The following is a 22,040-nucleotide window of genomic DNA, read 5'->3' as shown; positions in this document are numbered from 1 at the left end:
AATGGCGAATCTTTTAGAGCCTTGCGCTGTGATAGAGTGCGCGTTCGTCTACGGCCCGACGGCCGTCCATAAGCAATTCCGTGAGTAGCCATGGTCGACAAACTGACGCACCTGAAACAGCTGGAGGCGGAAAGCATCCACATCATCCGCGAGGTGGCCGCCGAGTTCGATAACCCGGTGATGCTGTACTCGATCGGCAAGGATTCCGCGGTCATGCTGCACCTGGCCCGCAAGGCCTTCTTCCCCGGCAAGCTGCCCTTCCCGGTGATGCACGTGGACACCCGCTGGAAATTCCAGGAGATGTACAGGTTCCGCGATCGGATGGTCGAGGAAATGGGCCTGGACCTGATCACCCACGTCAACCCGGACGGCGTCGCCCAGGGCATCAACCCGTTCACCCACGGCAGCGCCAAGCACACCGACGTGATGAAGACCGAGGGACTCAAGCAGGCCCTGGACAAGTACGGTTTCGACGCTGCCTTCGGCGGCGCGCGCCGCGACGAGGAGAAGTCGCGGGCCAAGGAACGGGTCTATTCGTTCCGCGACAGCAAGCACCGCTGGGACCCGAAGAACCAGCGTCCCGAGTTGTGGAACATCTACAACGGCAAGGTGAAGAAGGGCGAGTCGATCCGCGTCTTCCCGCTGTCCAACTGGACCGAGCTGGACATCTGGCAATACATCTACCTGGAAGGCATCCCGATCGTCCCGCTGTACTTCGCTGCCGAGCGCGAGGTCATCGAGAAGAATGGCACATTGATCATGATCGACGACGAGCGCATCCTCGAGCATCTCTCTGACGAAGAGAAAGCCCGCATCGAGAAGCGCATGGTGCGCTTCCGTACCCTCGGCTGCTACCCGCTCACCGGCGCGGTCGAGTCCAGCGCCACCACGCTGCCGGAAATCATCCAGGAAATGCTCCTGACGCGTACTTCCGAACGCCAGGGTCGGGTCATCGACCATGACCAGGCCGGTTCGATGGAAGAAAAGAAACGTCAGGGCTATTTCTGAGGATACGCAGCATGTCTCATCAATCCGATCTGATCAGCGAGGACATCCTCGCCTACCTGGGGCAGCACGAACGCAAGGAACTGCTGCGCTTCCTTACCTGCGGCAACGTCGATGACGGCAAGAGCACCCTGATCGGGCGCCTGCTGCACGACTCCAAGATGATCTACGAGGATCACCTCGAGGCCATCACCCGCGACTCGAAGAAAGTCGGCACCACGGGCGACGACGTCGACCTGGCGCTGCTGGTCGATGGCCTGCAGGCCGAGCGCGAGCAGGGCATCACTATCGATGTGGCGTACCGCTACTTCAGCACCGCCAAGCGCAAGTTCATCATCGCCGACACGCCCGGCCATGAGCAGTACACCCGCAACATGGCTACCGGTGCCTCGACCTGCGACCTGGCGATCATCCTGATCGATGCCCGCTACGGTGTGCAGACCCAGACCCGCCGGCACAGTTTCATCGCGTCCCTGCTGGGTATCCGGCATATCGTGGTCGCCATCAACAAGATGGACCTGAAGGACTTCGACCAGGGTGTCTTCGAACAGATCAAGGCCGACTACCTGGCCTTTGCCGAGAAGATCGGTCTGAAGACCAGTTCGCTGCACTTCGTGCCGATGTCGGCGCTCAAGGGCGACAACGTGGTCAACAAGTCCGAGCGTTCGCCCTGGTACGCCGGCCAGTCGCTGATGGAAATCCTCGAAACCGTCGAGATCGCCGCCGACCGCAACCTCGATGACATGCGCTTCCCGGTGCAGTACGTGAACCGGCCGAACCTGAACTTCCGCGGTTTCGCCGGCACCCTGGCCAGCGGCGTGGTGCGCAAGGGCGACGAGGTGGTGGCATTGCCGTCGGGCAAGGGGAGCAAGGTGAAATCCATCGTCACCTTCGAGGGCGAACTGGAGCAGGCCGGTCCCGGCCAGGCCGTCACCCTGACCCTGGAAGACGAGATCGACGTTTCCCGCGGCGACATGCTGGTGCATGCCGACAATCGCCCGCTGGTCACCGACGGCTTCGATGCCATGCTGGTGTGGATGGCCGAGGAGCCGATGCTTCCGGGCAAGAAGTACGATATCAAGCGCGCTACCAGCTATGTGCCGGGTTCGATTCCGAGCATCGTCCACAAGGTGGACGTGAACACCCTGGAGCGGACCCCGGGCAGCGAGCTGAAGCTGAACGAGATCGCCAGGGTCAAGGTCAGCCTGGACGCGCCCATCGCGCTCGATGGCTATGAGCAGAACCGCACCACCGGCGCCTTCATCGTCATCGATCGCCTGACCAACGGCACCGTTGGCGCCGGCATGATCATCTCCGCTCCGCCGGCGGCCCATGGCAGCAGCGCTCATCACGGCTCGAATGCCCATGTGACGCGCGAGGAGCGTGCCGGCCGCTTCGGCCAGCAGCCGGCGACCGTACTGTTCAGCGGCCTCTCCGGCGCCGGCAAGAGTACCCTGGCCTATGCCGTGGAGCGCAAGCTGTTCGATATGGGCCGCGCGGTCTACGTGCTGGACGGGCAGAACCTGCGCCACGACCTGAACAAGGGGTTGCCGCAGGACCGCGCCGGGCGCACCGAGAACTGGCTGCGTACCGCCCATGTCGCCAAGCAGTTCAACGAGGCCGGGTTGATCAGCCTCTGCGCCTTCGTCGCGCCGAGCGCGGAAGGGCGCGAGCAGGCCAGGGCGCTGATCGGCGCCGAGCGCCTGATCACCGTCTATGTGCAGGCGTCGCCGCAGGTCTGCCGCGAACGCGATCCCCAGGGGCTGTATGCGGCGGGCGAGGACAATATCCCCGGCGAGTCCTTCCCCTACGACGTGCCGCTGGATGCCGACCTGGTGATCGATACCCAGGCGCTGAGCGTCGAGGACGGCGTGAAGCAGGTGCTCGACCTGTTGCGCGAGCGCCAGGCGATCTGATCGTCTCGCAGCCATGAAAAAGCCCCGCGGATGCGGGGCTTTTTCATGGGCGTCGGCAGGTTCGCGCAGCGCGTCAGTACTTGCCTTTCAGGCCGTAGGTGGCGTCGAGGGTGCCGGGGCTGTCCGGGCTTTTCGGCGCATAGTCCTTCGGCACTTCGCCGGAGGCCGGCGGAGTCAGGCGCTCGCGGCGCTCGGCCGGATAGGCCTCGTCGGCATGCAGCGCAGCCAGCAGGCGCTGGCGGGTCTGTTCGTCCAGGGCCAGGCGCTGGGCGCCGTCGGAGAGGTGCTCCTGCACGTCCTGGTAGCTCTGGGTCAGCTTCTTCACGAGGCTGGCGGTGGTGTTGAAATGGGTCACGACTTCGCGCTGATAGCTGTCGAAGCGGTCCTGCAGGTCGTCCATCTGGCGTTGCACCTTGTTCGGCGCGGCGTTGGGCAGCAGGCGGGCGATCAGAAAACCGATGGCGACCCCGGCGACCAGGGCGAGGGCCGGCAGCAGCCAGGCGGTGAGCGACTGTTCCACGCGAATCCTTCCTCTATAGACGGCTTTGCTTTACGTTAACGGCTTGAGTCCGAGCTGTATACCACGGCACGCGAGTAAGTGCCTGTGTCGCTTGGAGTAATCTGCTAGACGAGTCGACCCGAGCCGGGGTCACGGAGTTCCTGTTTGTCTACCCGCGAAATCCCTGTATCCATCGATGGCCCCTGCGGGCCGCTGGAAGCCCTGCACCTCGATCTGCCCGATGCCCGCGGCATCGCCCTGGTCTGCCATCCGCACCCGCTGTTCGCCGGCACCATGCAGAACAAGGTGGTCGCCACTCTGCAACGCAGCGCCAGCGATGCCGGCCTGGCGACCCTGCGTTTCAACTTCCGTGGCGTTGGCCAGAGCGCCGGCAGCTATGGCGAGGGGATCGGCGAGATCGACGACGCCGAGGCCGCCGCGCGCTGGTTGCTGGCACGCCATCCGGGGCTGCCGCTGACACTGATGGGCTTTTCCTTCGGCTCCTGCGTCGCCGGCAATCTGGCGGGTCGCCTGGAAGCGGAGGGCGTCGGGCTGGCGCGGCTGTTCATGATCGCGCCGCCGGTGGAGCGCTTCGCGGTCAGCCTGCCTGCGCGCTGCCCGCTGACCGTGGTGCAGCCGGAGGATGACGACGTGGTCACGCCGGCCGCGGTATATGCCTGGAGCGAGTCCCTGGCACGACCGCACGAGCTGTTGCGGGTGGCGGAAAGCGGACATTTCTTCCATGGCAAGCTGATCGATCTGAAGGACCTGTTGCTGCCACGCCTGCAGGACTGACGTTGTCGCGCCGGCCCTGCTACCATCCGGCGCGCCATTCTTTTCTTTGCCTGACATCTGGTATCGCATGACTACTCGTATCCTGACCGGCATCACTCCTACCGGCACTCCGCACCTGGGCAACTACGCCGGCGCCATCCGCCCGGCGATCCTCGCCAGCCGTCGGAGCGACGTGGATTCGTTCTACTTCCTGGCGGACTACCACGCCTTGATCAAGTGCGACGATCCCGCTCGTATCCAGCGCTCGCGCCTGGAAATCGCCGCGACCTGGCTGGCCGGCGGCCTGGACGTCGAGCGTGCGACCTTCTACCGGCAGTCGGACATCCCCGAGATTCCCGAGCTGACCTGGTTGCTCACCTGCGTCAGTGCCAAGGGTCTGCTCAACCGCGCGCATGCCTACAAGGCCGCGGTGGACCGCAATGTCGAGGCTGGCGAAGACCCGGACGCCGGCGTGACCATGGGCCTCTACAGCTATCCGGTGCTGATGGCCGCGGACATCCTGATGTTCAACGCGCACAAGATCCCGGTCGGCCGCGACCAGGTGCAGCACGTGGAGATGGCCCGCGACATCGGCCAGCGTTTCAACCACCTGTTCGGCAACGGCCGCGAGTTCTTCGTCCTGCCCGAAGCGGTGATCGAGGAAAACGTCGCCACCCTGCCGGGCCTGGACGGGCGCAAGATGTCCAAGAGCTACGACAACACCATCCCGCTGTTCAGCCCGTCCAGGCAGCTCAAGGACGCCATCGCACGCATCGTCACCGACTCGCGCGCGCCGGGCGAGCCGAAGGACCCGGACAGTTCGCACCTGTTCCTTCTTTACTCGGCCTTCGCCAGTGCCGAACAGGTCGCCGCGTTCCGCCAGGAACTGCTCGACGGCCTGGCCTGGGGCGAAGCCAAGCAGCGCCTGTTCCAGTTGCTCGACAACGAACTGGGCGAGGCTCGCGAGCGTTACCAGGCGCTGATCGCCAAGCCCGACGATATCGAGGACATTCTCCTCGCCGGCGCCGCCAAGGCGCGCCGCATCGCCACCCCATTCATCGCCGAGTTGCGCGAGGCAGTCGGCCTGCGCTCCCTGCGCGAGCCGCTGAAAAGTACCGAGAGCGGCAAGAAGAAGGCCGCCAAGGCTGCGCGCCTGGTCAGCTTCCGCGACGACGACGGCAGCTTCCGCTTCCGCCTGCTGGACGCCGCCGGCGAACAGCTGCTGCTGTCCCGCGCCTTCGCCGACGGCAAGGCCGCCGGTGCGGTGAGCAAGCGCCTGCTGGCTGGCGAGACTGCTGACCTGCGGGCCGAGGGCAATGCCTTTGGCCTGTGGCTGGATGGCGAGGCGGTGGCGCAGAGCCCGGCCTTCGCCGACGCCGCCGCCCGTGACGCCGCCATCGAGCGCACCCGCGAAGCGCTGGCACCGCAGGAGTAGGCAGCCCCGGTACATCCTCGACGGATGGCCGATTGCCAAGAGACGGGGTCGTCGCTAAAGTGACGGCCCCGTTTTCGTTGCATTGCTACCGATCATGACGCCCCTCGAGCGCTACCAGGCCGATCTCCAACGCCCCGATTTCTTCCACGATGCCGCACAGGCGAATGCCGTGAAGCATCTGCAACGCCTCTACGATGACCTGGTCGCCGCCGACCACGCCAAGCCCGGCCTGTTCGGCAAGCTGCTCGGCAGGAAGTCCGGCGGGCCGGTGAAGGGCCTGTATTTCTGGGGCGGCGTCGGCCGTGGCAAGACCTACCTGGTGGACACTTTCTTCGAGTCGCTGCCGTTCGAGCAGAAGGTGCGCACGCACTTCCACCGCTTCATGAAGCGGGTGCACGAAGAACTGAAGACCCTCAAGGGCGAGAAGAACCCGCTGACCATCATCGGCAAGCGCTTCGCCGACGAGGCGCGGGTGATCTGTTTCGACGAGTTCTTCGTCTCCGACATCACCGACGCGATGATCCTCGCCACCCTGCTGGAAGAGCTGTTCAAGAACGGCGTGAGCCTGGTGGCGACCTCCAACATCGTGCCGGACGGCCTGTACAAGGATGGCCTGCAACGCGCCCGTTTCCTGCCGGCGATCGCCCTGCTCAAGGAGCATACCGAGATCGTCAACGTCGATAGCGGCGTCGACTATCGCCTGCGCGCGCTGGAGCAGGCCGAGCTGTTCCACTGGCCGCTCAGCGAACAGGTCGAGGAGGAGATGGCGCGCAGCTTCAAGGCCCTGACCCCGGACTGTGCCAAGGCCCAGCGCGACGAGGCGCTGATGATCGAGAACCGCGAGATCCGCGCGCGCCTGACCTGCGACGACGTGGCCTGGTTCGAATTCCGTGAGCTGTGCGACGGCCCACGCAGCCAGAACGACTACATCGAACTGGCGAAGATTTTCCACGCCGTGCTGATCTCCAACGTCGAGCAGATGGGCGTCACCAAGGACGACATGGCGCGGCGTTTCATCAACCTGGTGGATGAGTTCTACGACCGCAGCGTCAAGCTGATCATCTCCGCCGAGGTCGAGCTAAAGGATCTCTACAGCGGCGGCCGGCTGGAGTTCGAATTCCAGCGCACCCTCAGTCGTCTGCTGGAAATGCAGTCCCACGAATACCTGACGCGTCCGCACCGGCCCTGATCCGGGGCGGAAACGAGAAAGGGGTTGCCGATGGCCACCCCTTTTTTCATGGGCGCGCGGCGTTTCAGCGCTGCGCGGTGTTCTGCTCGAAGCCGGCGAGGAGCTTCTTCGCATGGGCCACTTCGAGGGCTTCCATGGCGTTGATCGGCTTGATCGCCACGGCCTGCTTCAGTTGGGCGATGGCCTTCTCCCGCTCGTTGTCGCCGTATACGTAGGTCAGCGCGTTGGCGTACTCGTAGTGGCCGATCGGCAGGTCGTTGGCCTGGCGGAAGGAGCGGGCGAAGTACTGCTCCATCTTGTCGGCGCTGACCCCGTAGGTCATCTTGCCGACCAGCTTGCCGACCTTGCGGATCACTCCCGCCTCATAGCCGCCGTAGAGCGCCAGGGCGAACGGCTGGTTGGGTTGCCTGGCCAGGAGAGCGTCCAGTTCCTTGGGGATTTCGCTGGTATAGCCGCGCTTGAGCACTACCGGTACCGATAGCTCCTCGGCCAGGCGCGCCTTGGCGTAGACGCTGCCGAACTGGGCGACGATATCGGCCTTGACCAGCGGGCCGGCCTGTTCGGTGTAGTCGATGACCTCTTCGAGCAGGCGCTGTTTCTCCGCCTGGTCGGGAGCCAGGAACATGGCGTAGAGCACCTGGGCGAACATCGCCGGTACCTGGCCGCCGACTCCCAGGGCCAGTCCCTGCTCCTTGGCCTTGGCGTAGTCGCCGCGGAACAGCAGGCGCCAGACATCCTGCAGTCGTGCCGCATATTGCGCGGCCTCTTCCGGCTTGCCGGTGAAGCCGGTGCCGGCCTTCACGGTCTTTTCCAGGGCATCCGGATGGGCGGTCGCCATGTTCACCACCCAGTCGGCGTCCGGATAGGGATAGTCGCCGAAGCCGCGGGTCAGGCGCGGCCAGGCTTCCTTCAACTTGTCGCCTGGATAGTCATAGGCGCTCTGGTCGTAGGGGAAGGCTTTCCAGTTGTCGGCGGCCATAGCATTCATACCGAAGAGGGCCAGGAAGGCGAGCAGATAAAGGCGCATGGCAAAGGTCCGTTCTTGTCGTTGTTCGGAACGCCCGCGTCTGCGGCGGGCCTGCGGATTCATGAGAACCCGAGAAGGCCGACCTGGCTACCTATCCTAGGTTCTGTAGGGAAAGCGCCGGCGCCGATGCCGTTCGGGCAGACCCGGCGATGTCCGGCTCAGCTTTCCTTCTGCATGAACTGGCGACGGTAATGGTGGGGAGAGAGTTCGGTGTGCTGGCGGAACAGGCGGGCGAAGAAGCTGGCGTCGTCGTAGCCGACCTCGTAGCTGATCGTCTTGATGCTCTTGCGCGTGCTCGAGAGCATGCCCTTGGCGGTCTCGATCCGCAGTCGCTGCAGATAGTGCAGCGGCTTGTCGCCGGTAGCGGCCTGGAAGCGCCGCATGAAGTTGCGGATGCTCATGCCGTGGTCGCGGGCGACGTCCTCGAAACGGAACTTGTCGGCGAAGTGGTCTTCCAGCCATTGCTGGATCTGCAGGATCGTCGGGTCATGGTGCAGCTTCTGTCCGCCGAAGCCGATGCGCCCTGGGGTGTAGCTGCGCTGTACTTCGTAGAGGGTATCCCGGGCCACCGCCTGGGCCACCGATCCGCCGCAGAAACGCTCGATCAGATAGATGTAGAGGTCGCAGGCGGAGGTGACGCCGCTGGCGCAGAACAGGTCGTCGGCATCGGTCAGGTGCTTCTCCTGATTGAGCAGCACGTTCGGGAAGCGTTCGGCGAATTCTCGATAGAAGCGCCAGTAGGTGGTCGCTTCCTTGCCATCCAGCAGACCTGCCTGGGCCAGCCAGAAGACCCCGGTCGCCTCGCCGCAGAGGGCGGTTCCCTCGGCATGGCTGCGGCGCAACCAGGGAACGATTTGCGGATAGCGCCGTTCGAGCGCGTCGAAATCGCCCCAGAAGGCGGGCAGGACCACGATATCGCAGGCGGCGAGGGGACCGTCGACGGCGATGCTGTCGCCGCTGAAGCTGCGTACCGGCTGGCCGTCGGGGCTGAGGATGCGGGTGCGGAAGGCCGGCTGGAGACCGAGGCCCTGCTGCTTGCCGTGGCGCAGGCTGGCCATGTGGAAGAAGTCCTTGGCCTGCATCAGGGTCGAGGCGAAGACGCCGTCGATGGCGACGATGCCGACATGTTTCAGCACCGGAGCGGATTGAGCGCGCATGGATTTTTATCGTTGTTGTGAGTAAGGGAAAGCGGTCAAAAGGCGGCTGGATCGTCTTATTTTTTGGCGCAACTGTCCAGTGCGTCGGTCGGGGCATTTCCCTACAGTCGAAGACCTGCCGCGTGCAGCCAACCCGATCCCAGACCGTTTCCAGGTGACCACGATGATACCGAGAACCCTGTTCAGCTCCGACCACGAACTGTTTCGCGACAGCGTGCGCAAGTTCCTCGAACAGGAAGCCGTGCCTTTCCATCACCAATGGGAAAAGGATGGGCATGTCGACCGCGCGCTCTGGAACAAGGCCGGCGAGGCCGGAATGCTCTGTTCGCACCTGCCGGAAGAGTATGGCGGGATGGGCGCGGACTTCCTCTACAGCGCCGTGGTCATCGAAGAGATCGGTCGGGCCGGCCTGACCGGGATCGGTTTCTCCCTGCATTCGGACATCGCTGCGCCCTACATCCTCCACTACGGCAGCGAGGCGCTGAAGCGCAAGTACCTGCCGAAGCTGGTATCCGGCGAGATGGTCGCGGCCATCGCCATGACCGAGCCGGGGGCCGGTTCCGACCTGCAAGGGGTGAAGACCACGGCGGTACTGGATGGCGACGAGTACGTCATCAATGGCTCGAAGACCTTCATCACCAACGGCTTCCTCGCCGACCTGGTGATCGTGGTGGCGAAGACCGATCCGAAGGCTGGCGCCAAGGGCATAAGCCTGTTCGTGGTCGAGGCGGGTACGCCGGGCTTCAGCAAGGGCAAGCGCCTGGAGAAGGTCGGGATGAAGGCCCAGGACACCTCCGAGCTGTTCTTCCAGGATGTGCGGATTCCCCGGGAGAACCTGCTCGGCAAGGACGGCCAGGGATTCATCTACCTGATGCAGGAGCTGCCGCAGGAGCGCCTGACCGTCGGTATCGGCGCGCTGGCGTCGGCCGAGGCGGCCCTGCAATGGACGCTCGACTACACTCGCGAGCGCAAGGCGTTCGGCAAGTCGGTGGCGGACTTCCAGAATACCCGCTTCAAGCTTGCCGAGATGGCTACCGAGATCCAGGTCGGCCGGGTCTTCGTCGATCGCTGCATGGAGCAGCATCTCCAGGGCAAGCTGGACGTACCCACCGCCGCCATGTGCAAGTACTGGACGACGGACCTGCAATGCAAGGTGCTCGACGAATGCGTGCAGTTGCACGGCGGCTACGGCTTCATGTGGGAATATCCGGTGGCGCGGGCCTGGGCCGATGCCCGGGTGCAGCGGATCTACGCCGGTACCAACGAGATCATGAAGGAGATCATCGCGCGGGCCCTGTGAAGCGCGCCTGGTCACCGGGAGGGGCGGACGACCGCATCGCGCGGTTGTCCGCCGAACCCGCGGCAGCGCCAGGCCCCTGGAGCCTCAGGGAGCCGGGTTCGGTTGCTCCCGGTGGATCGCATCGATACCGGCGAGCACCTCCTCGTCCAGCCTCAGGTCGATGCTGCCGAGATTGGTTTCCAGCTGTTCCAGCGAGGTCGCGCCGATGATGTTGCTGGTCACGAACGGCCGCGAGGTGACGTAGGCCAGTGCCATCTGCGCCGGTTCCATTCCATGTTCGCGGGCCAGCGCCACGTAGCGCGCGCAGGCCGCTTCCGCCTGCGGGTTGGTGTAGCGGGTGAAGCGGCTGTACAGACTGATGCGCGCGTTGGCCGGGCGGGCGCCGTCCGCGTACTTGCCGGAAAGCATGCCGAAGGCCATCGGCGAGTAGGCCAGCAGGCCGCACTGCTCGCGGATGGCGATTTCCGCCAGGCCCACCTCGAAGCTGCGGTTGAGCAGGTTGTAGGGGTTCTGGATCGATACCGCGCGCGGCCAGCCGCGCTCCTCGGCGAGCCTGAGGAAGGTCATGGTGCCCCAGGGCGTCTCGTTGGACAGGCCGATGTGGCGGATCTTGCCGGCGCGCACCTGCTCGTCGAGCACTTCCAGGGTTTCCTCCAGCGGTGTGAAGCTCTCTTCCTGGTGCTGGTAGCCGAGCTGGCCGAAGAAGTTGGTCCGCCGCTCCGGCCAGTGCAACTGGTAGAGGTCCAGCCAGTCTGTCTGCAGGCGCTCCAGGCTGGCATCGAGGGCGGCGACGATGTGCTGGCGGTTGAACTTGAGGTTGCCGTCGCGCACATGGCTGATGCCGTTGCCGGGGCCGGCGATCTTGCTGGCGAGGATCCAGTCGGCGCGGTCGCTGCTGCGGCGGAACCAGTTGCCGATGATGCGCTCGGTGCTGGCGTAGGTCTCGGCGCGGGGCGGCACCGGATACATTTCGGCGGTATCCATGAAATTGATCCCGGCGGCCTTGGCCCTGGCGATCTGGGCGAAGGCGTCCTGCTCGCTGTTCTGCTCGCCCCAGGTCATGGTGCCGAGGCAGAGGGCGCTGACTTTCAGATCGGTGCGGCCGAGCGGGCGATACTCCATGCGGGTGTCCTCGTGAAATTAAGTGGTTAATGCGGTTGTAAATTCTGGCGAAATCTGCATAATTCCGCAGCCTTTCATCGGTGGGGGATGCCAAGCCTGCCGATCGATGTATCTAGTCGTTACGGACGCACACCGACCCGAGCCCCAATTCGTGTCTGTTTTCGGCTGTCCTTGACTTGTCAAGGCAACCACTGTCCAGTAAGATTCGCCGTCTTATTTTCAGGCGGCCCCTGAGGCTATAACGAATGAAAACCTATACCGCGAAACCGGAAACTGTACAGCGCGACTGGTTCGTCGTCGACGCTGCCGGCCAGACCCTGGGTCGTCTGGCGACCGAAATTGCCCGCCGCCTGCGTGGCAAGCACAAGCCTGAGTACACTCCGCACGTTGACACCGGCGACTACATCGTCGTCATCAACGCCGAGCAGGTGCGTGTGACCGGTGCCAAGACCACCGACAAGATGTACTACCACCACTCCGGCTTCCCGGGCGGCATCAAGTCGATCAACTTCGAGAAGCTGATCGCCAAGGCCCCTGAGCGCGTCATCGAGACCGCTGTAAAAGGCATGCTGCCGAAGAACCCTCTGGGTCGCGATATGTATCGCAAGCTGAAGGTGTACAAGGGTGCCAGCCACCCGCACACCGCTCAGCAGCCCCAAGAACTGAAGATTTAACGGGATAGCTCATTATGTCGGCGACTCAAAATTACGGCACTGGCCGTCGTAAGACCGCTACCGCTCGCGTCTTCCTGCGTCCGGGTACTGGCAAGATTTCCATCAACAACCGTGGTCTCGATCAGTTCTTCGGTCGTGAAACCGCTCGCATGGTCGTGCGTCAGCCGCTCGAGCTGACCGAGACCGTCGAGAAGTTCGACATCTTCGTTACCGTCGTTGGCGGTGGCGTAAGCGGTCAGGCCGGTGCGATCCGTCACGGCATCACCCGTGCCCTGATCGAGTACGACGAAACCCTGCGTAGCTCGCTGCGCAAGGCCGGCTACGTGACTCGCGATGCCCGTGAAGTCGAGCGTAAGAAAGTCGGTCTGCGTAAAGCGCGTAAGCGTCCGCAGTACTCCAAGCGTTAATTCGACGCTTGCTGAAAAACGCCCACCTCTTCGGAGCTGGGCGTTTTTTTATGTCTACGCTTTAACTCTGCGGCAAGGTGTCGCATGGCCGAAGGGCGCGCCCTACAAGGGTTTCGGGCGTTTTGTGTCAGGCTATTACCTTGTCATCAAAGGGGGTTTTCTTTACCATTTGGCGAATTTTTTGCGCGGCTCGAATTTTTACTTAAAGGCCTGATTAGAACAGGTCTGAAGCTGATGGGAGACGACTGAATGAGTAATGACGGCGTGAATGCAGGCCGGCGTCGCTTCCTCGTCGCGGCCACCTCTGTGGTTGGCGCGGCGGGAGCGGTGGGTGCTGCGGTCCCGTTCGTAGGGTCATGGTTCCCCAGTGCCAAAGCCAAGGCTGCTGGCGCGCCGGTGCAGGTGAACGTGGGCAAGATCGATCCAGGTCAGCAGATCATCGCTGAATGGCGCGGCAAGCCTGTATTCATCGTGCACCGCACGAAGGAGATGCTGGACGCCCTGCCGAGCCTCGAAGGACAACTGGCCGACCCGGACTCCAAGGCCTCGGAGCAGCCGGAGTACGTCGATCCCAAGCTTCGCTCGATCAAGCCGGAACTGGCGGTGATCGTCGGCATCTGCACCCACCTGGGCTGCTCGCCGACCTTCCGTCCCGAAGTCGCCCCCGCCGACCTCGGTCCGGACTGGAAGGGCGGCTACTTCTGCCCTTGCCACGGCTCCCACTACGACCTCGCCGGTCGTGTCTACAAAGGCCAGCCAGCGCCGCTGAACCTGCCGATTCCGCCTTATACGTTCGATGCTGACGACGTCATCACCATCGGCGTGGACCAGGAGAAAGCCTGATGAACAAGTTCATGGCTTGGGTCGATGCGCGTTTTCCCGCGACCAAGATGTGGGAAGACCATCTGAGCAAGTACTACGCACCGAAGAACTTCAACTTCTGGTATTTCTTCGGCTCCCTGGCGCTGCTGGTGCTGGTCAACCAGATCCTCACCGGCATCTGGCTGACCATGAGCTTCACGCCGTCGGCCGAAGAGGCGTTCGCTTCCGTCGAATACATCATGCGCGATGTCGACTACGGCTGGATCATTCGCTACATGCACTCCACCGGTGCATCGGCGTTCTTCATCGTGGTCTACCTGCACATGTTCCGCGGCCTGCTCTACGGCTCCTATCAGAAGCCGCGCGAGCTGGTGTGGATCTTCGGCATGCTGATCTACCTGGCGCTGATGGCCGAGGCCTTCATGGGCTACCTGCTGCCTTGGGGTCAGATGTCCTACTGGGGCGCCCAGGTGATCATTTCCCTGTTCGGCGCGATTCCGGTGGTCGGCGAAGACCTGGCCCAGTGGATCCGCGGTGACTTCCTGATCTCCGGCATCACCCTGAACCGCTTCTTCGCCCTGCATGTGATCGCCCTGCCGATCGTCCTGCTCGGCCTGGTCGTGCTGCACATCCTGGCGCTGCACGAAGTCGGTTCGAACAACCCGGACGGCGTTGACATCAAGAAGAAGAAAGACGAGAACGGCGTACCGCTGGACGGCATCGCGTTCCATCCGTACTACACCGTGAAGGACATCGTCGGCGTGGTGGTGTTCCTGTTCATCTTCTGCACCGTGATCTTCTTCTTCCCGGAAATGGGCGGCTACTTCCTCGAGAAGCCCAACTTCGAGATGGCCAACCAGTTCAAGACCCCCGAGCACATCGCTCCGGTCTGGTACTTCACCCCGTTCTACGCGATCCTCCGCGCGGTTCCGGACAAGCTGATGGGCGTGGTGGCGATGGGTGCGGCGATCGCTGTGCTGTTCGTCCTGCCGTGGCTGGATCGCAGCCCGGTTCGCTCGATCCGCTACAAGGGCTGGCTGAGCAAGCTGTGGCTGGTGATCTTCGCGGTGTCCTTCGTGATCCTCGGCTACTACGGCGCCCAGGCTCCGAGCCCGCTGGGTACTACCCTGTCGCGCGTTTGCACCGTCCTGTATTTCGCCTTCTTCATCCTGATGCCGTTCTACACCCGGATGGAGAAGACCAAACCGGTTCCGGAAAGGGTGACTGGCTGATGAAAAAGCAATTCGCTGCACTGATTCTGGCGGTACTGCCAGTCCTGGGTTTCGCCGCTGGCGGCCATGGGCCGCAACTGGATCATGTCGACATCGACCTGACCGACAAGGCGGCCATGCAGGATGGCGCGCGTACCTTCGCCAACTACTGCATGGGCTGCCATAGCGCCAAGTTCCAGCGTTACGAGCGTGTCGCCACCGACCTGGGCATTCCTACCGATCTGATGATGGAGAAGCTGGTGTTCACCGGCGCCAAGATCGGCGACCACATGGACATCGGCATGAAGCCGGCCGACGCCAAGACCTGGTTCGGCGCCGCTCCACCGGACCTGACCCTGGTTGCCCGCGTACGCGGCACCGACTGGCTGTACAGCTACCTGCGCTCGTTCTACGAGGATCCCAAGCGTCCGTGGGGCGTGAACAACGTGATCTTCCCCAACGTCGGCATGCCGAACGTCCTGGCGCCCCTGCAGGGACGCCAGGTGATCGGCTGCAAGCAGGTACAGGTGGTCGAGGATGGCAAGAAGCAGTTCGATCCGTTGACCGGTACCCCGCTGACTCACGAAGCTTGTGACCAGTTGACCGTGGTGCCGAAGACCGGCGAACTGAACGAAGCTCAGTTCGACGAGAAGGTCAAGAACCTGGTGACCTTCCTGGCCTATTCGGCCAACCCGAACAAGCTGGCCTCCGAGCGTATCGGTACCTACGTCCTGCTCTACCTGGCCTTCTTCTTCGTATTCGCCTATCTCCTCAAGCGCGAGTACTGGAAGGACGTGCACTAACCCGCACGTTGGTCTTCGAAGCGCGCGCCCTACGGGGCGCGCGCGTCTTTTCACCTCCCACAAGTCGACCTGCGAGGAGGGCTCCATGGCTTCAATCAACAAGCTGACCTGCTATTCCGACCCTGCCGATCATTACTGCCATCGCATCCGCCTGGTCCTGGCCGAGAAGAACGTGGCGGTAGAGGTGATCGATATCGAGGCGGGCCGCTGTCCGCCGATGCTGGCGGAGGTCAACCCCTACGGCAGCGTACCGACCCTGGTCGATCGCGACCTGGCGCTGTACGAGCCGACGGTGGTCATGGAATACCTCGACGAACGCTATCCGCATCCGCCGCTGCTGCCCGATTATCCGGTGAAGCGTGCCAACAGCCGCCTGTTGATCCATCGTATCCAGCGGGACTGGTGTTCCCTGGTGGACCGGATCCTAGATGCGCGCAGCAAGGAGGCCGAGCGGGTCCAGGCGCGCAAGGAGTTGCGCGAGAGCCTGACCGGGGTTTCCCCGCTGTTCGCCGACAAGGCATATTTCCTCAGCGAGGATTTCAGCCTGGTGGATTGCTGCCTGTTGCCGATCCTCTGGCGTCTGCCGTTGCTGGGCATCGAGTTGCCGCGGCAGGCCAAGCCGTTGCTCGACTACATGGAGCGCGGATTCGCCCGGGAAAGCTTCCGGGCCAGCCTGTCTTCCGTTGAACGAGATATGCGTTAAGGAACATGAAGATGAATTCCAGCCGTCCCTATCTGGTCCGCGCGCTCTATGAATGGATCGTCGACAACGATTGCACGCCGCATATCCTGGTGAACGCAGAGTTCGCCGGGGTAAAGGTGCCTCCGGGCTATGCCAGCGATGGGCAGATCGTGCTCAATGTCTCGCCCTCTGCCGTGCGGCATCTGCACATGGACAACGAGGCGGTCAGCTTCGAGGGGCGTTTCGGCGGCGTGGCGCAGAGCCTGTACATTCCAGCGCTGGCGGTAATGGCCATCTACGCCCGGGAAAACGGCCAGGGCATGGTCTTCGATCTGGAGCAGCCGGGTCCGGTGGACGACGAGCCGGGCGATGACGATGGTGGGCCGTCCGATGAGCCGCCGCGTCCCAGTGGCAGGCCATCCCTGAAGGTGGTCAAGTAAACGGCGAGCAATGAAAAAGGCGATCGAAGGATCGCCTTTTTTTCGTTCGCTGTTCTTCAGTTTATGTATTCGAACAGCTTGACGATCTTCTGCACCCCGTCGACGCCCTGGGCGACGCGGACAGCCTGGGCGGCTTCCTGCTGGTTGACCAGGCCCATCATGTAGACGATGCCGTTCTCGGTGACCACCTTGATCCGCGACGAGGGCACGTTGGGATCGCTGAGCATCTGGGTCTTCAGCTTGGTGGTGATCCAGGCGTCGTTGTTGCGGGCGAGCAGGGAGGAGGGCGAGGTCACCTGCAGTTCGTTATGCACGTTCTTGACCTTCTGCACCGTGCGCGCGGCCTGTTCGGCCTTGCTCTTGAGGTCAGCGCGCGGGGTCTGGCCGGCGATCAGCACGATGCCGTTGTAGCTGACCACGACGATGTGAGAGTCCTTGTCCAGGGCCGGATCGGCCTTGGCGATGTTCACCGCGGCCTTGGTCTCGATCAGCGAGTCGTCGATCTTGCTGCCGATGGTTCGGGTCCCGCGATCGTCGTCGATCGGTTTGTCCCGGGTGGCGCTGAGGAAACTGCTGCAGCCTCCCAGGGCCAGGCTCAGGGCCAGGGTGGCGGCGACGAAGGCGGTACGGCTCATTCTTCACTCCCGAACAGTTGGCGGTCGATCAGGTCGCAGAGGCAGTGGATGGCCAGCAGGTGGACTTCCTGGATGCGTGCGGTGATCTTGGAAGGAACGCGGATCTCCACGTCTTCCGGCAGCAGCAGCGAAGCCATGCCGCCACCGTCGCGGCCGGTCAGGGCGACCACCAGCATCTCGCGGTCGTGGGCCGCCTGGATGGCCTGGATCACGTTGGCCGAATTGCCGCTGGTGGAAATCGCCAGCAGGACGTCGCCCGGCTGGCCCAGGGCGCGGATCTGCTTGGAGAAGACTTCGTTGTAGCTGTAGTCGTTGGCGATCGAGGTGATGGTCGAGCTGTCGGTGGTCAGGGCCACGGCCGGCAGGCTCGGACGTTCGCGCTCGAAGCGGTTGAGCAGTTCGGAGGAGAAGTGCTGGGCATCGCCGGCCGAGCCGCCATTGCCGCAGGAGAGGATCTTGCCCTCGTTGAGCAGCGCATTGACCATCACCAGGCTGGCTTGCTCGATATAGGGAGGCAGTACTTCCAGCGCCTGCTGCTTGGTCTCGATGCTGGCCTGGAAGAGCTGGCGGATACGGTGTTGCATGTCCATCGGTAATGACCTTCGGTGGGGCGGCTGATCAGGCGTCGAATGCGTTCTGAATCCAGTCCAGTCGCGGTGGTGATTGTCCGTCGCTGGTATCGACGGTGACCACATCGAAGCGACAGGGGCGTTTGGCCCAGCGCGCCTCCTGTTGCAGAAAAAGTTCGGCGGAGAGAATCAGGCGCTGCCGCTTGCGCGCGTCGATGCTCTCCAGGGCTCCGCCCCAGGCGCGATGCCGGCGGGAGCGGACTTCGACGAATACTACTGTATCGCCGTCGAGCATGACCAGATCGAGCTCTCCGCGGCGACAGGTCCAATTCTTGCCAAGTGTGGCAAGGCCCTGTCGCCGTAGATGGGCGCAGGCCAGTTCCTCGGCCTGGCGCCCCTTGTCCCGGGAGCTTTCCCTATCGGTCAAAAGCTGCTGGTCCCCAGCGGCTGGACCTGGCCATTGCGGAACTCGGCCCATTGCAACTGGCGTTCGATACGTTGGGTCGGATTCAGGCTCAGGGTACCGGTCAGGCCGTCGATCTGCAGGCTCGGCACGGCCTTCAGTTCAGGCAGACGCGGAGCGAGGCGGTAGGCGTCGACGCCCATGGCGTAGAGGCGGCCCATGCTGCCGTTGGCCTGGGGCCATTGGGCGGCGACCTGCTGGCGGGTCGGGTCGCTGGGGTTGAGCAGCCACGGGGTCTCGCAGAAGCGGATGCCGTTGAGATCCTGGTCCTGGGTCGGGTTGTTGGTCCCGGTGTAGAGGTGCGAAGTGGCGTAGACCGGAAGGTCGCCGGCGTACTGGAAGGCCAGGGTCGGCTTGATCTGGCGGGCCTGCTGCGGGGTGGCGGCGAGGAACACGAAGTCGATGTCCTGGCGGCGCGACGGCTGGGTGGCGATCTGGCTGCCGAGGGCGCCCTGCAGGCGCTGGGCGCGGCCTTCGCTCTGGCGCAGTTGCAGCAGGTCGGCGATCTGTTGCGCCAGTTGTACCGGCTGGTCGACATGCTCGGCGGCGATCAGGCTGCCGCCCGCGGACTGCCAGCTCTGGCTGAAGGCGGCCAACACGCGGTCGCCCCATTCGCCGCGCGGCACCAGCGCCACGGCCCGGCGCATGCCGTCGCCCCAGGCCCGGCTGGCCACCGCGCGCGCTTCGTCCTCGGCGGCGAGGCCGAACTGGAACAGCTGCGCCGGGCCTTCCGGGCTGTTGTCGCTGTAGTTGAGTGCGAGGGTGGTGATCGGCAGTTGTTCGCGGCTGGCGAGTTGCTTGACCAGCGGCTTCTCCAGTGGACCGACGACCAGTTCGACGCCATCGGCCTGGGCCTGGCGGTAGAAGTCATCTAGCGAGCGCACCTGGGTACTGTCGTAGAGCTTGATCGAAGGAGGATTCTGGCCGGCCTGCTGGGCCTGGAAGTGGGCGGCGAGGAAGCCGTCCTGCAGGGCCCGGGCGACGTTGGCCAACTGCCCCTGCTGGGGTAGCAGGAGGGCGATGCGGGTCAGCGGCTGCTGGGACAGCGTCTTGAGTTTCTCCAGCGCCGCCGGCAAGTGCTTGGCCGCCGGGTGCTCGGGGTTCTGCTGTTGCCAGCTCTCGATGCTGGCCTGCTGTTGCTGCAGGGTCGGCGAGGTCTTGGTGATGCGTGCCAGGGTCAGCCAGCCGCTGAGGTCGCCTTCGTTGGCGCTCGGTTGCAACTGGTCGACCGGCAGGCTGCTGACCAGGGTCCAGATCTTTTCCTGGTTCTCGATCACCGCCGGGCCCTCGAGCAGCGGTGCGAAGTAGATGCGCTCCTTGGCTGCGGCAAGGACCTGGCCGTCGGCGGCGAGGGCCTGGGCCTTGGCGCGCTGGGTACGAACCTGCTGGGTCACCGGCAGTTCGCTGAGATGCTGCATGCTCGGATGCTGCAATGCCTGCAGGGCGGCCTTGGGCTTGCTGCGGGCGAGGGCCAGTTCGGCGTTCAGGGTGCTGGCGAAGACCTGCTGGGCCGGCTTCAGGCTTTCCAGCGGAATCTGTCCCAGGATGGCGGTGGACCTGGCGAGGTCCTTCTGCTGGTAGGCAAGGTCCGCTGCCGAGAGGCGCAGCAGCGCCGCTTCCTCGGGCTTGCTCTGGCTGGCCTGTTGCAACAACTGCTCGATGCTGGCATTCGGCGTACGGGGAAGTTCGCCCAGTCCGGAATTGGACGAGGTCGCGCAGGCGGTCAGCAGACCGGCCAGGATCAGAGCAGAAAGCGGACGCAGGCAAGCGATCATATAGGGCTTCTCATGGCGCATTCACGAAGAGTCGCCGATTGTACCGGAGGCCCGCCTCGGGTGCGATGGCGGCACCCTGAATCGCGATACAATGCCGCCTTTTCAGATAGCTCCCGAGGTATTTTCGTGTCAGCAGGCACTCTGTTCGTAGTGGCGACCCCGATCGGCAATCTCGACGACATCAGCCCGCGCGCCCTGCGGGTGCTGCGGGAGGTGGCCCTGGTGGCTGCGGAGGATACCCGCCATTCGATCCGGCTGTTCCAGCACTTCGGCATCGAGACGCCATTGGCGGCCTGCCACGAGCACAACGAGCGCGAGGAGGGCGGGCGCTTCATCTCCCGGCTGCAGGGGGGGGAGGACGTCGCGCTGATCTCGGACGCCGGTACCCCGCTGATTTCCGATCCCGGCTTCCACCTGGTGCGCCAGGCACAGGCGCTGGGTATCCGGGTGGTCCCGGTGCCGGGCTCCTGCGCGCTGATCGCGGCGCTGTCGGCGGCGGGATTGCCGTCGGACCGGTTCATCTTCGAAGGTTTCCTGCCCGCCAAGGCTGCGGGACGACGCAGCCGCCTCCAGGCGGTACAGGAAGAGCCGCGCACGCTGATTTTCTACGAGGCGCCCCATCGTCTGCTGGAAAGCCTGGCGGACATGCGCGACGTGTTCGGCGGGGAGCGCCGTGCGGTGCTGGCGCGGGAGCTGAGCAAGACCTTCGAGACCATTCGCAGCCTGCCGTTGGCCGAACTGCACGATTGGGTCGCGTCGGACAGCAACCAGCAGCGCGGCGAGTGCGTTGTGCTGGTGGCGGGGTGGCAGGCGCCGGAAGGCGAGGAGTCGATCGGTGCGGAGGCGCTCAGGGTGCTCGACCTGCTGCTTGCCGAGCTGCCGTTGAAGAAAGCCGCGGCGCTGGCGGCGGAAATTACCGGGGTGCGAAAAAACCTTTTGTATCAACAGGCTTTGCAACGCCAAGGGAAGAGTTGAGCTTGTTCTTCGCGCCTGCTCCCGCTAACCTTGTCGGCGGAGAGTCGATTGGACAGTCGCTGTCGCGCAATAGCGCGGTGGAGGAAAGTCCGGGCTCCATAGGGCAGAGTGCCAGGTAACGCCTGGGAGGCGCGAGCCTACGGAAAGTGCCACAGAAAATAACCGCCTAAGCGCAACAGCGCCGGTAAGGGTGAAAAGGTGCGGTAAGAGCGCACCGCACGGCTGGCAACAGTGCGTGGCTAGGTAAACCCCACTCGGAGCAAGACCAAATAGGAATCCATTGGCGCGGCCCGCGTTGGATTCGGGTAGGTCGCTTGAGGCGTACAGTGATGTGCGTCCCAGAGGAATGGCTGTCCTCGACAGAACCCGGCTTATAGATCGACTCTCCCACTTCTTCCCACTCTCTTCGCTTTTTCCCGGTTTTATCCGTCCGTCGCAAAAGCGAAAAGCCGCAACTCTTGATAAATCACTTTAAGTTCGAAGGCTAAGACTTTGGACTTATTGTGTTTTGTCATCTCTTTTACTTCTAAAAGCGCTCCGCAACCTTCCAAAAGCACGCTAAATCTCCGTCCTGTAAGGATTTTTCACTTCTGACGCGCCTTGACGGTGGGGAGTGTGGATTTCTATAGTGTGCAGAAGTGGTATGAAGTGGGTAAAAGTGGGATCAATTGGCATGGAAAGCCAACCACAGGGGAAGCGCTGACGTGTTTCGCGGAGCTAATGCCATAAGTCTCGACGCCAAAGGGCGCCTCGCGATGCCGAGTCGGTATCGTGACGAGCTCGTTTCGCGTTGTGCCGGCCAGCTCATCGTCACTATCGACGCAGTCGACCCCTGCCTCACCGTTTACCCCTTGCCCGAATGGGAACTGATCGAAGCCAAGCTGCGCGAGCTGCCTTCTTTGCGAGAAGAAACGCGGCGCCTGCAGCGGCTGCTGATCGGTAATGCCGTCGATCTGGAACTGGACGGAAACGGGCGTTTCCTGATTCCGCCGCGCCTGCGCGAGTACGCCAAGCTGGACAAGCGGGCGATGCTGGTGGGGCAACTGAACAAGTTTCAGTTGTGGGATGAGGATGCCTGGAACGCCATGGCTGAAGCCGACCTGGCGGCAATCAAACAACCCGGTGGGCTGCCGGACGAACTACGCGACCTGATCCTTTGA

General features: G+C 63.5%; 23 protein-coding genes and 1 other RNA gene. 16 read left to right on the top strand and 8 right to left on the bottom strand.

What is annotated here, in order from left to right; genetic code table 11:
* The first annotated feature begins 90 nt into the window (after nucleotides 1–90).
* A complete protein-coding gene (gene cysD / locus AC1RB9_RS23125; protein ID WP_003094311.1) occupies nucleotides 91–1,008 on the top strand; it encodes a sulfate adenylyltransferase subunit CysD in 918 nt (305 codons plus the stop codon).
* A gap of 11 nt (nucleotides 1,009–1,019) precedes the next feature.
* Nucleotides 1,020–2,921 carry a sulfate adenylyltransferase subunit CysN gene (gene cysN, locus AC1RB9_RS23120; RefSeq protein WP_003455505.1) on the top strand — a complete coding sequence of 634 codons (1,902 nt, stop codon included), beginning with the start codon at nucleotides 1,020–1,022 and terminating at the stop codon, nucleotides 2,919–2,921.
* A 73-nt stretch (nucleotides 2,922–2,994) separates the two neighbouring features.
* On the opposite strand, the gene AC1RB9_RS23115 is transcribed toward cysN, so the two are convergent.
* Nucleotides 2,995–3,441: a Z-ring associated ZapG family protein gene (locus AC1RB9_RS23115; protein WP_003094304.1), complete on the bottom strand. Its 447-nt coding sequence runs from the start codon at nucleotides 3,439–3,441 to the stop codon at nucleotides 2,995–2,997.
* 144 nt (nucleotides 3,442–3,585) lie between these two features.
* Here AC1RB9_RS23115 and AC1RB9_RS23110 point away from each other — a divergent pair, with 144 nt between their 5' ends.
* From AC1RB9_RS23110 to zapE, 3 genes are all read left to right on the top strand, one after another.
* The gene (locus AC1RB9_RS23110; protein ID WP_003455502.1) at nucleotides 3,586–4,215 is read left to right on the top strand and encodes an alpha/beta hydrolase; all 630 of its coding nucleotides are present in this window, start codon (nucleotides 3,586–3,588) and stop codon (nucleotides 4,213–4,215) included.
* A 67-nt stretch (nucleotides 4,216–4,282) separates the two neighbouring features.
* Nucleotides 4,283–5,629 carry a tryptophan--tRNA ligase gene (locus tag AC1RB9_RS23105; protein WP_003094300.1) on the top strand — a complete coding sequence of 449 codons (1,347 nt, stop codon included), beginning with the start codon at nucleotides 4,283–4,285 and terminating at the stop codon, nucleotides 5,627–5,629.
* A gap of 94 nt (nucleotides 5,630–5,723) precedes the next feature.
* Nucleotides 5,724–6,818, top strand: a complete 1,095-nt coding sequence (gene zapE / locus AC1RB9_RS23100; RefSeq protein WP_003094297.1) for a cell division protein ZapE — start codon at nucleotides 5,724–5,726, stop codon at nucleotides 6,816–6,818.
* A 64-nt stretch (nucleotides 6,819–6,882) separates the two neighbouring features.
* Here the strand turns inward: zapE and AC1RB9_RS23095 are convergent, their stop codons facing one another.
* Both AC1RB9_RS23095 and AC1RB9_RS23090 read right to left on the bottom strand, forming a co-directional pair.
* Nucleotides 6,883–7,845 carry a hypothetical protein gene (locus AC1RB9_RS23095; RefSeq protein WP_003116213.1) on the bottom strand — a complete coding sequence of 321 codons (963 nt, stop codon included), beginning with the start codon at nucleotides 7,843–7,845 and terminating at the stop codon, nucleotides 6,883–6,885.
* 158 nt (nucleotides 7,846–8,003) lie between these two features.
* Nucleotides 8,004–8,903 carry a GlxA family transcriptional regulator gene (locus AC1RB9_RS23090; RefSeq protein WP_003120906.1) on the bottom strand — a complete coding sequence of 300 codons (900 nt, stop codon included), beginning with the start codon at nucleotides 8,901–8,903 and terminating at the stop codon, nucleotides 8,004–8,006.
* A 253-nt stretch (nucleotides 8,904–9,156) separates the two neighbouring features.
* On the opposite strand from AC1RB9_RS23090, the gene AC1RB9_RS23085 reads away from it, so the two are divergent.
* Nucleotides 9,157–10,302 (top strand): acyl-CoA dehydrogenase family protein, encoded by a 1,146-nt coding sequence (locus AC1RB9_RS23085; RefSeq protein ID WP_003120905.1) that lies wholly within the window; start codon nucleotides 9,157–9,159, stop codon nucleotides 10,300–10,302.
* Between the two features lie 84 nt (nucleotides 10,303–10,386).
* Here AC1RB9_RS23085 and AC1RB9_RS23080 read toward each other — a convergent pair whose 3' ends face one another.
* Complete coding sequence (locus AC1RB9_RS23080; RefSeq protein ID WP_003455499.1) at nucleotides 10,387–11,424, bottom strand: NADP(H)-dependent aldo-keto reductase; 1,038 nt, start codon at nucleotides 11,422–11,424, stop codon at nucleotides 10,387–10,389.
* 245 nt (nucleotides 11,425–11,669) lie between these two features.
* Here AC1RB9_RS23080 and rplM point away from each other — a divergent pair, with 245 nt between their 5' ends.
* The 7 genes from rplM (at nucleotide 11,670) to AC1RB9_RS23045 (ending at nucleotide 16,463) form a co-directional block, all read left to right on the top strand.
* The gene (gene rplM / locus AC1RB9_RS23075) at nucleotides 11,670–12,098 is read left to right on the top strand and encodes a 50S ribosomal protein L13 (RefSeq protein ID WP_003094164.1); all 429 of its coding nucleotides are present in this window, start codon (nucleotides 11,670–11,672) and stop codon (nucleotides 12,096–12,098) included.
* A gap of 14 nt (nucleotides 12,099–12,112) precedes the next feature.
* Nucleotides 12,113–12,505: a 30S ribosomal protein S9 gene (gene rpsI / locus AC1RB9_RS23070; protein WP_003098810.1), complete on the top strand. Its 393-nt coding sequence runs from the start codon at nucleotides 12,113–12,115 to the stop codon at nucleotides 12,503–12,505.
* Between the two features lie 249 nt (nucleotides 12,506–12,754).
* On the top strand, nucleotides 12,755–13,348 hold the full coding sequence (gene petA / locus AC1RB9_RS23065; RefSeq protein ID WP_003100631.1) for a ubiquinol-cytochrome c reductase iron-sulfur subunit: 594 nt from the start codon (nucleotides 12,755–12,757) through the stop codon (nucleotides 13,346–13,348).
* A complete protein-coding gene (locus AC1RB9_RS23060) occupies nucleotides 13,348–14,559 on the top strand; it encodes a cytochrome b (RefSeq protein WP_003094159.1) in 1,212 nt (403 codons plus the stop codon). Before petA ends, AC1RB9_RS23060 begins: the two co-directional genes overlap by 1 nt.
* Entirely contained in the window at nucleotides 14,559–15,341 is a 783-nt protein-coding gene (locus AC1RB9_RS23055) for a cytochrome c1 (RefSeq protein ID WP_003455493.1), read from the top strand. The genes AC1RB9_RS23060 and AC1RB9_RS23055 overlap by 1 nt, the downstream gene beginning before the upstream one ends.
* 85 nt (nucleotides 15,342–15,426) lie before the next feature.
* Nucleotides 15,427–16,044 carry a glutathione S-transferase N-terminal domain-containing protein gene (locus AC1RB9_RS23050; protein ID WP_003094155.1) on the top strand — a complete coding sequence of 206 codons (618 nt, stop codon included), beginning with the start codon at nucleotides 15,427–15,429 and terminating at the stop codon, nucleotides 16,042–16,044.
* Between the two features lie 11 nt (nucleotides 16,045–16,055).
* Nucleotides 16,056–16,463 carry a ClpXP protease specificity-enhancing factor gene (locus tag AC1RB9_RS23045; RefSeq protein WP_003094153.1) on the top strand — a complete coding sequence of 136 codons (408 nt, stop codon included), beginning with the start codon at nucleotides 16,056–16,058 and terminating at the stop codon, nucleotides 16,461–16,463.
* 56 nt (nucleotides 16,464–16,519) lie between these two features.
* Here the strand turns inward: AC1RB9_RS23045 and AC1RB9_RS23040 are convergent, their stop codons facing one another.
* The 4 genes from AC1RB9_RS23040 to AC1RB9_RS23025 are packed head-to-tail and all read right to left on the bottom strand — an operon-like array spanning nucleotide 16,520 to nucleotide 19,905.
* Nucleotides 16,520–17,098 carry a BON domain-containing protein gene (locus tag AC1RB9_RS23040; RefSeq protein ID WP_003094151.1) on the bottom strand — a complete coding sequence of 193 codons (579 nt, stop codon included), beginning with the start codon at nucleotides 17,096–17,098 and terminating at the stop codon, nucleotides 16,520–16,522.
* Entirely contained in the window at nucleotides 17,095–17,688 is a 594-nt protein-coding gene (locus AC1RB9_RS23035; RefSeq protein ID WP_003094149.1) for a phosphoheptose isomerase, read from the bottom strand. Before AC1RB9_RS23035 ends, AC1RB9_RS23040 begins: the two co-directional genes overlap by 4 nt.
* 28 nt (nucleotides 17,689–17,716) lie before the next feature.
* Complete coding sequence (locus tag AC1RB9_RS23030) at nucleotides 17,717–18,094, bottom strand: YraN family protein (protein WP_003110149.1); 378 nt, start codon at nucleotides 18,092–18,094, stop codon at nucleotides 17,717–17,719.
* A complete protein-coding gene (locus tag AC1RB9_RS23025) occupies nucleotides 18,091–19,905 on the bottom strand; it encodes a penicillin-binding protein activator (RefSeq protein ID WP_003455489.1) in 1,815 nt (604 codons plus the stop codon). Before AC1RB9_RS23025 ends, AC1RB9_RS23030 begins: the two co-directional genes overlap by 4 nt.
* Nucleotides 19,906–20,031: 126 nt before the next feature.
* Here AC1RB9_RS23025 and rsmI point away from each other — a divergent pair, with 126 nt between their 5' ends.
* The 3 genes from rsmI to mraZ all read left to right on the top strand — a co-directional run bounded on the left by rsmI (nucleotide 20,032) and on the right by mraZ (nucleotide 22,040).
* Complete coding sequence (gene rsmI / locus AC1RB9_RS23020) at nucleotides 20,032–20,880, top strand: 16S rRNA (cytidine(1402)-2'-O)-methyltransferase (protein WP_003120901.1); 849 nt, start codon at nucleotides 20,032–20,034, stop codon at nucleotides 20,878–20,880.
* 40 nt (nucleotides 20,881–20,920) lie between these two features.
* Nucleotides 20,921–21,270: RNase P RNA component class A (gene rnpB, locus AC1RB9_RS23015), an RNA gene on the top strand.
* A gap of 314 nt (nucleotides 21,271–21,584) precedes the next feature.
* Nucleotides 21,585–22,040, top strand: coding sequence for a division/cell wall cluster transcriptional repressor MraZ (mraZ, locus tag AC1RB9_RS23010; RefSeq protein WP_003103101.1), 456 nt, complete (start codon nucleotides 21,585–21,587; stop codon nucleotides 22,038–22,040).

It is taken from the genome of Pseudomonas sp. 20-5 (assembly GCF_056782835.1).
The sequence above is the reverse complement of the archived record's forward strand: the minus strand, read 5'-3'. Positions and strand labels throughout refer to the sequence as shown.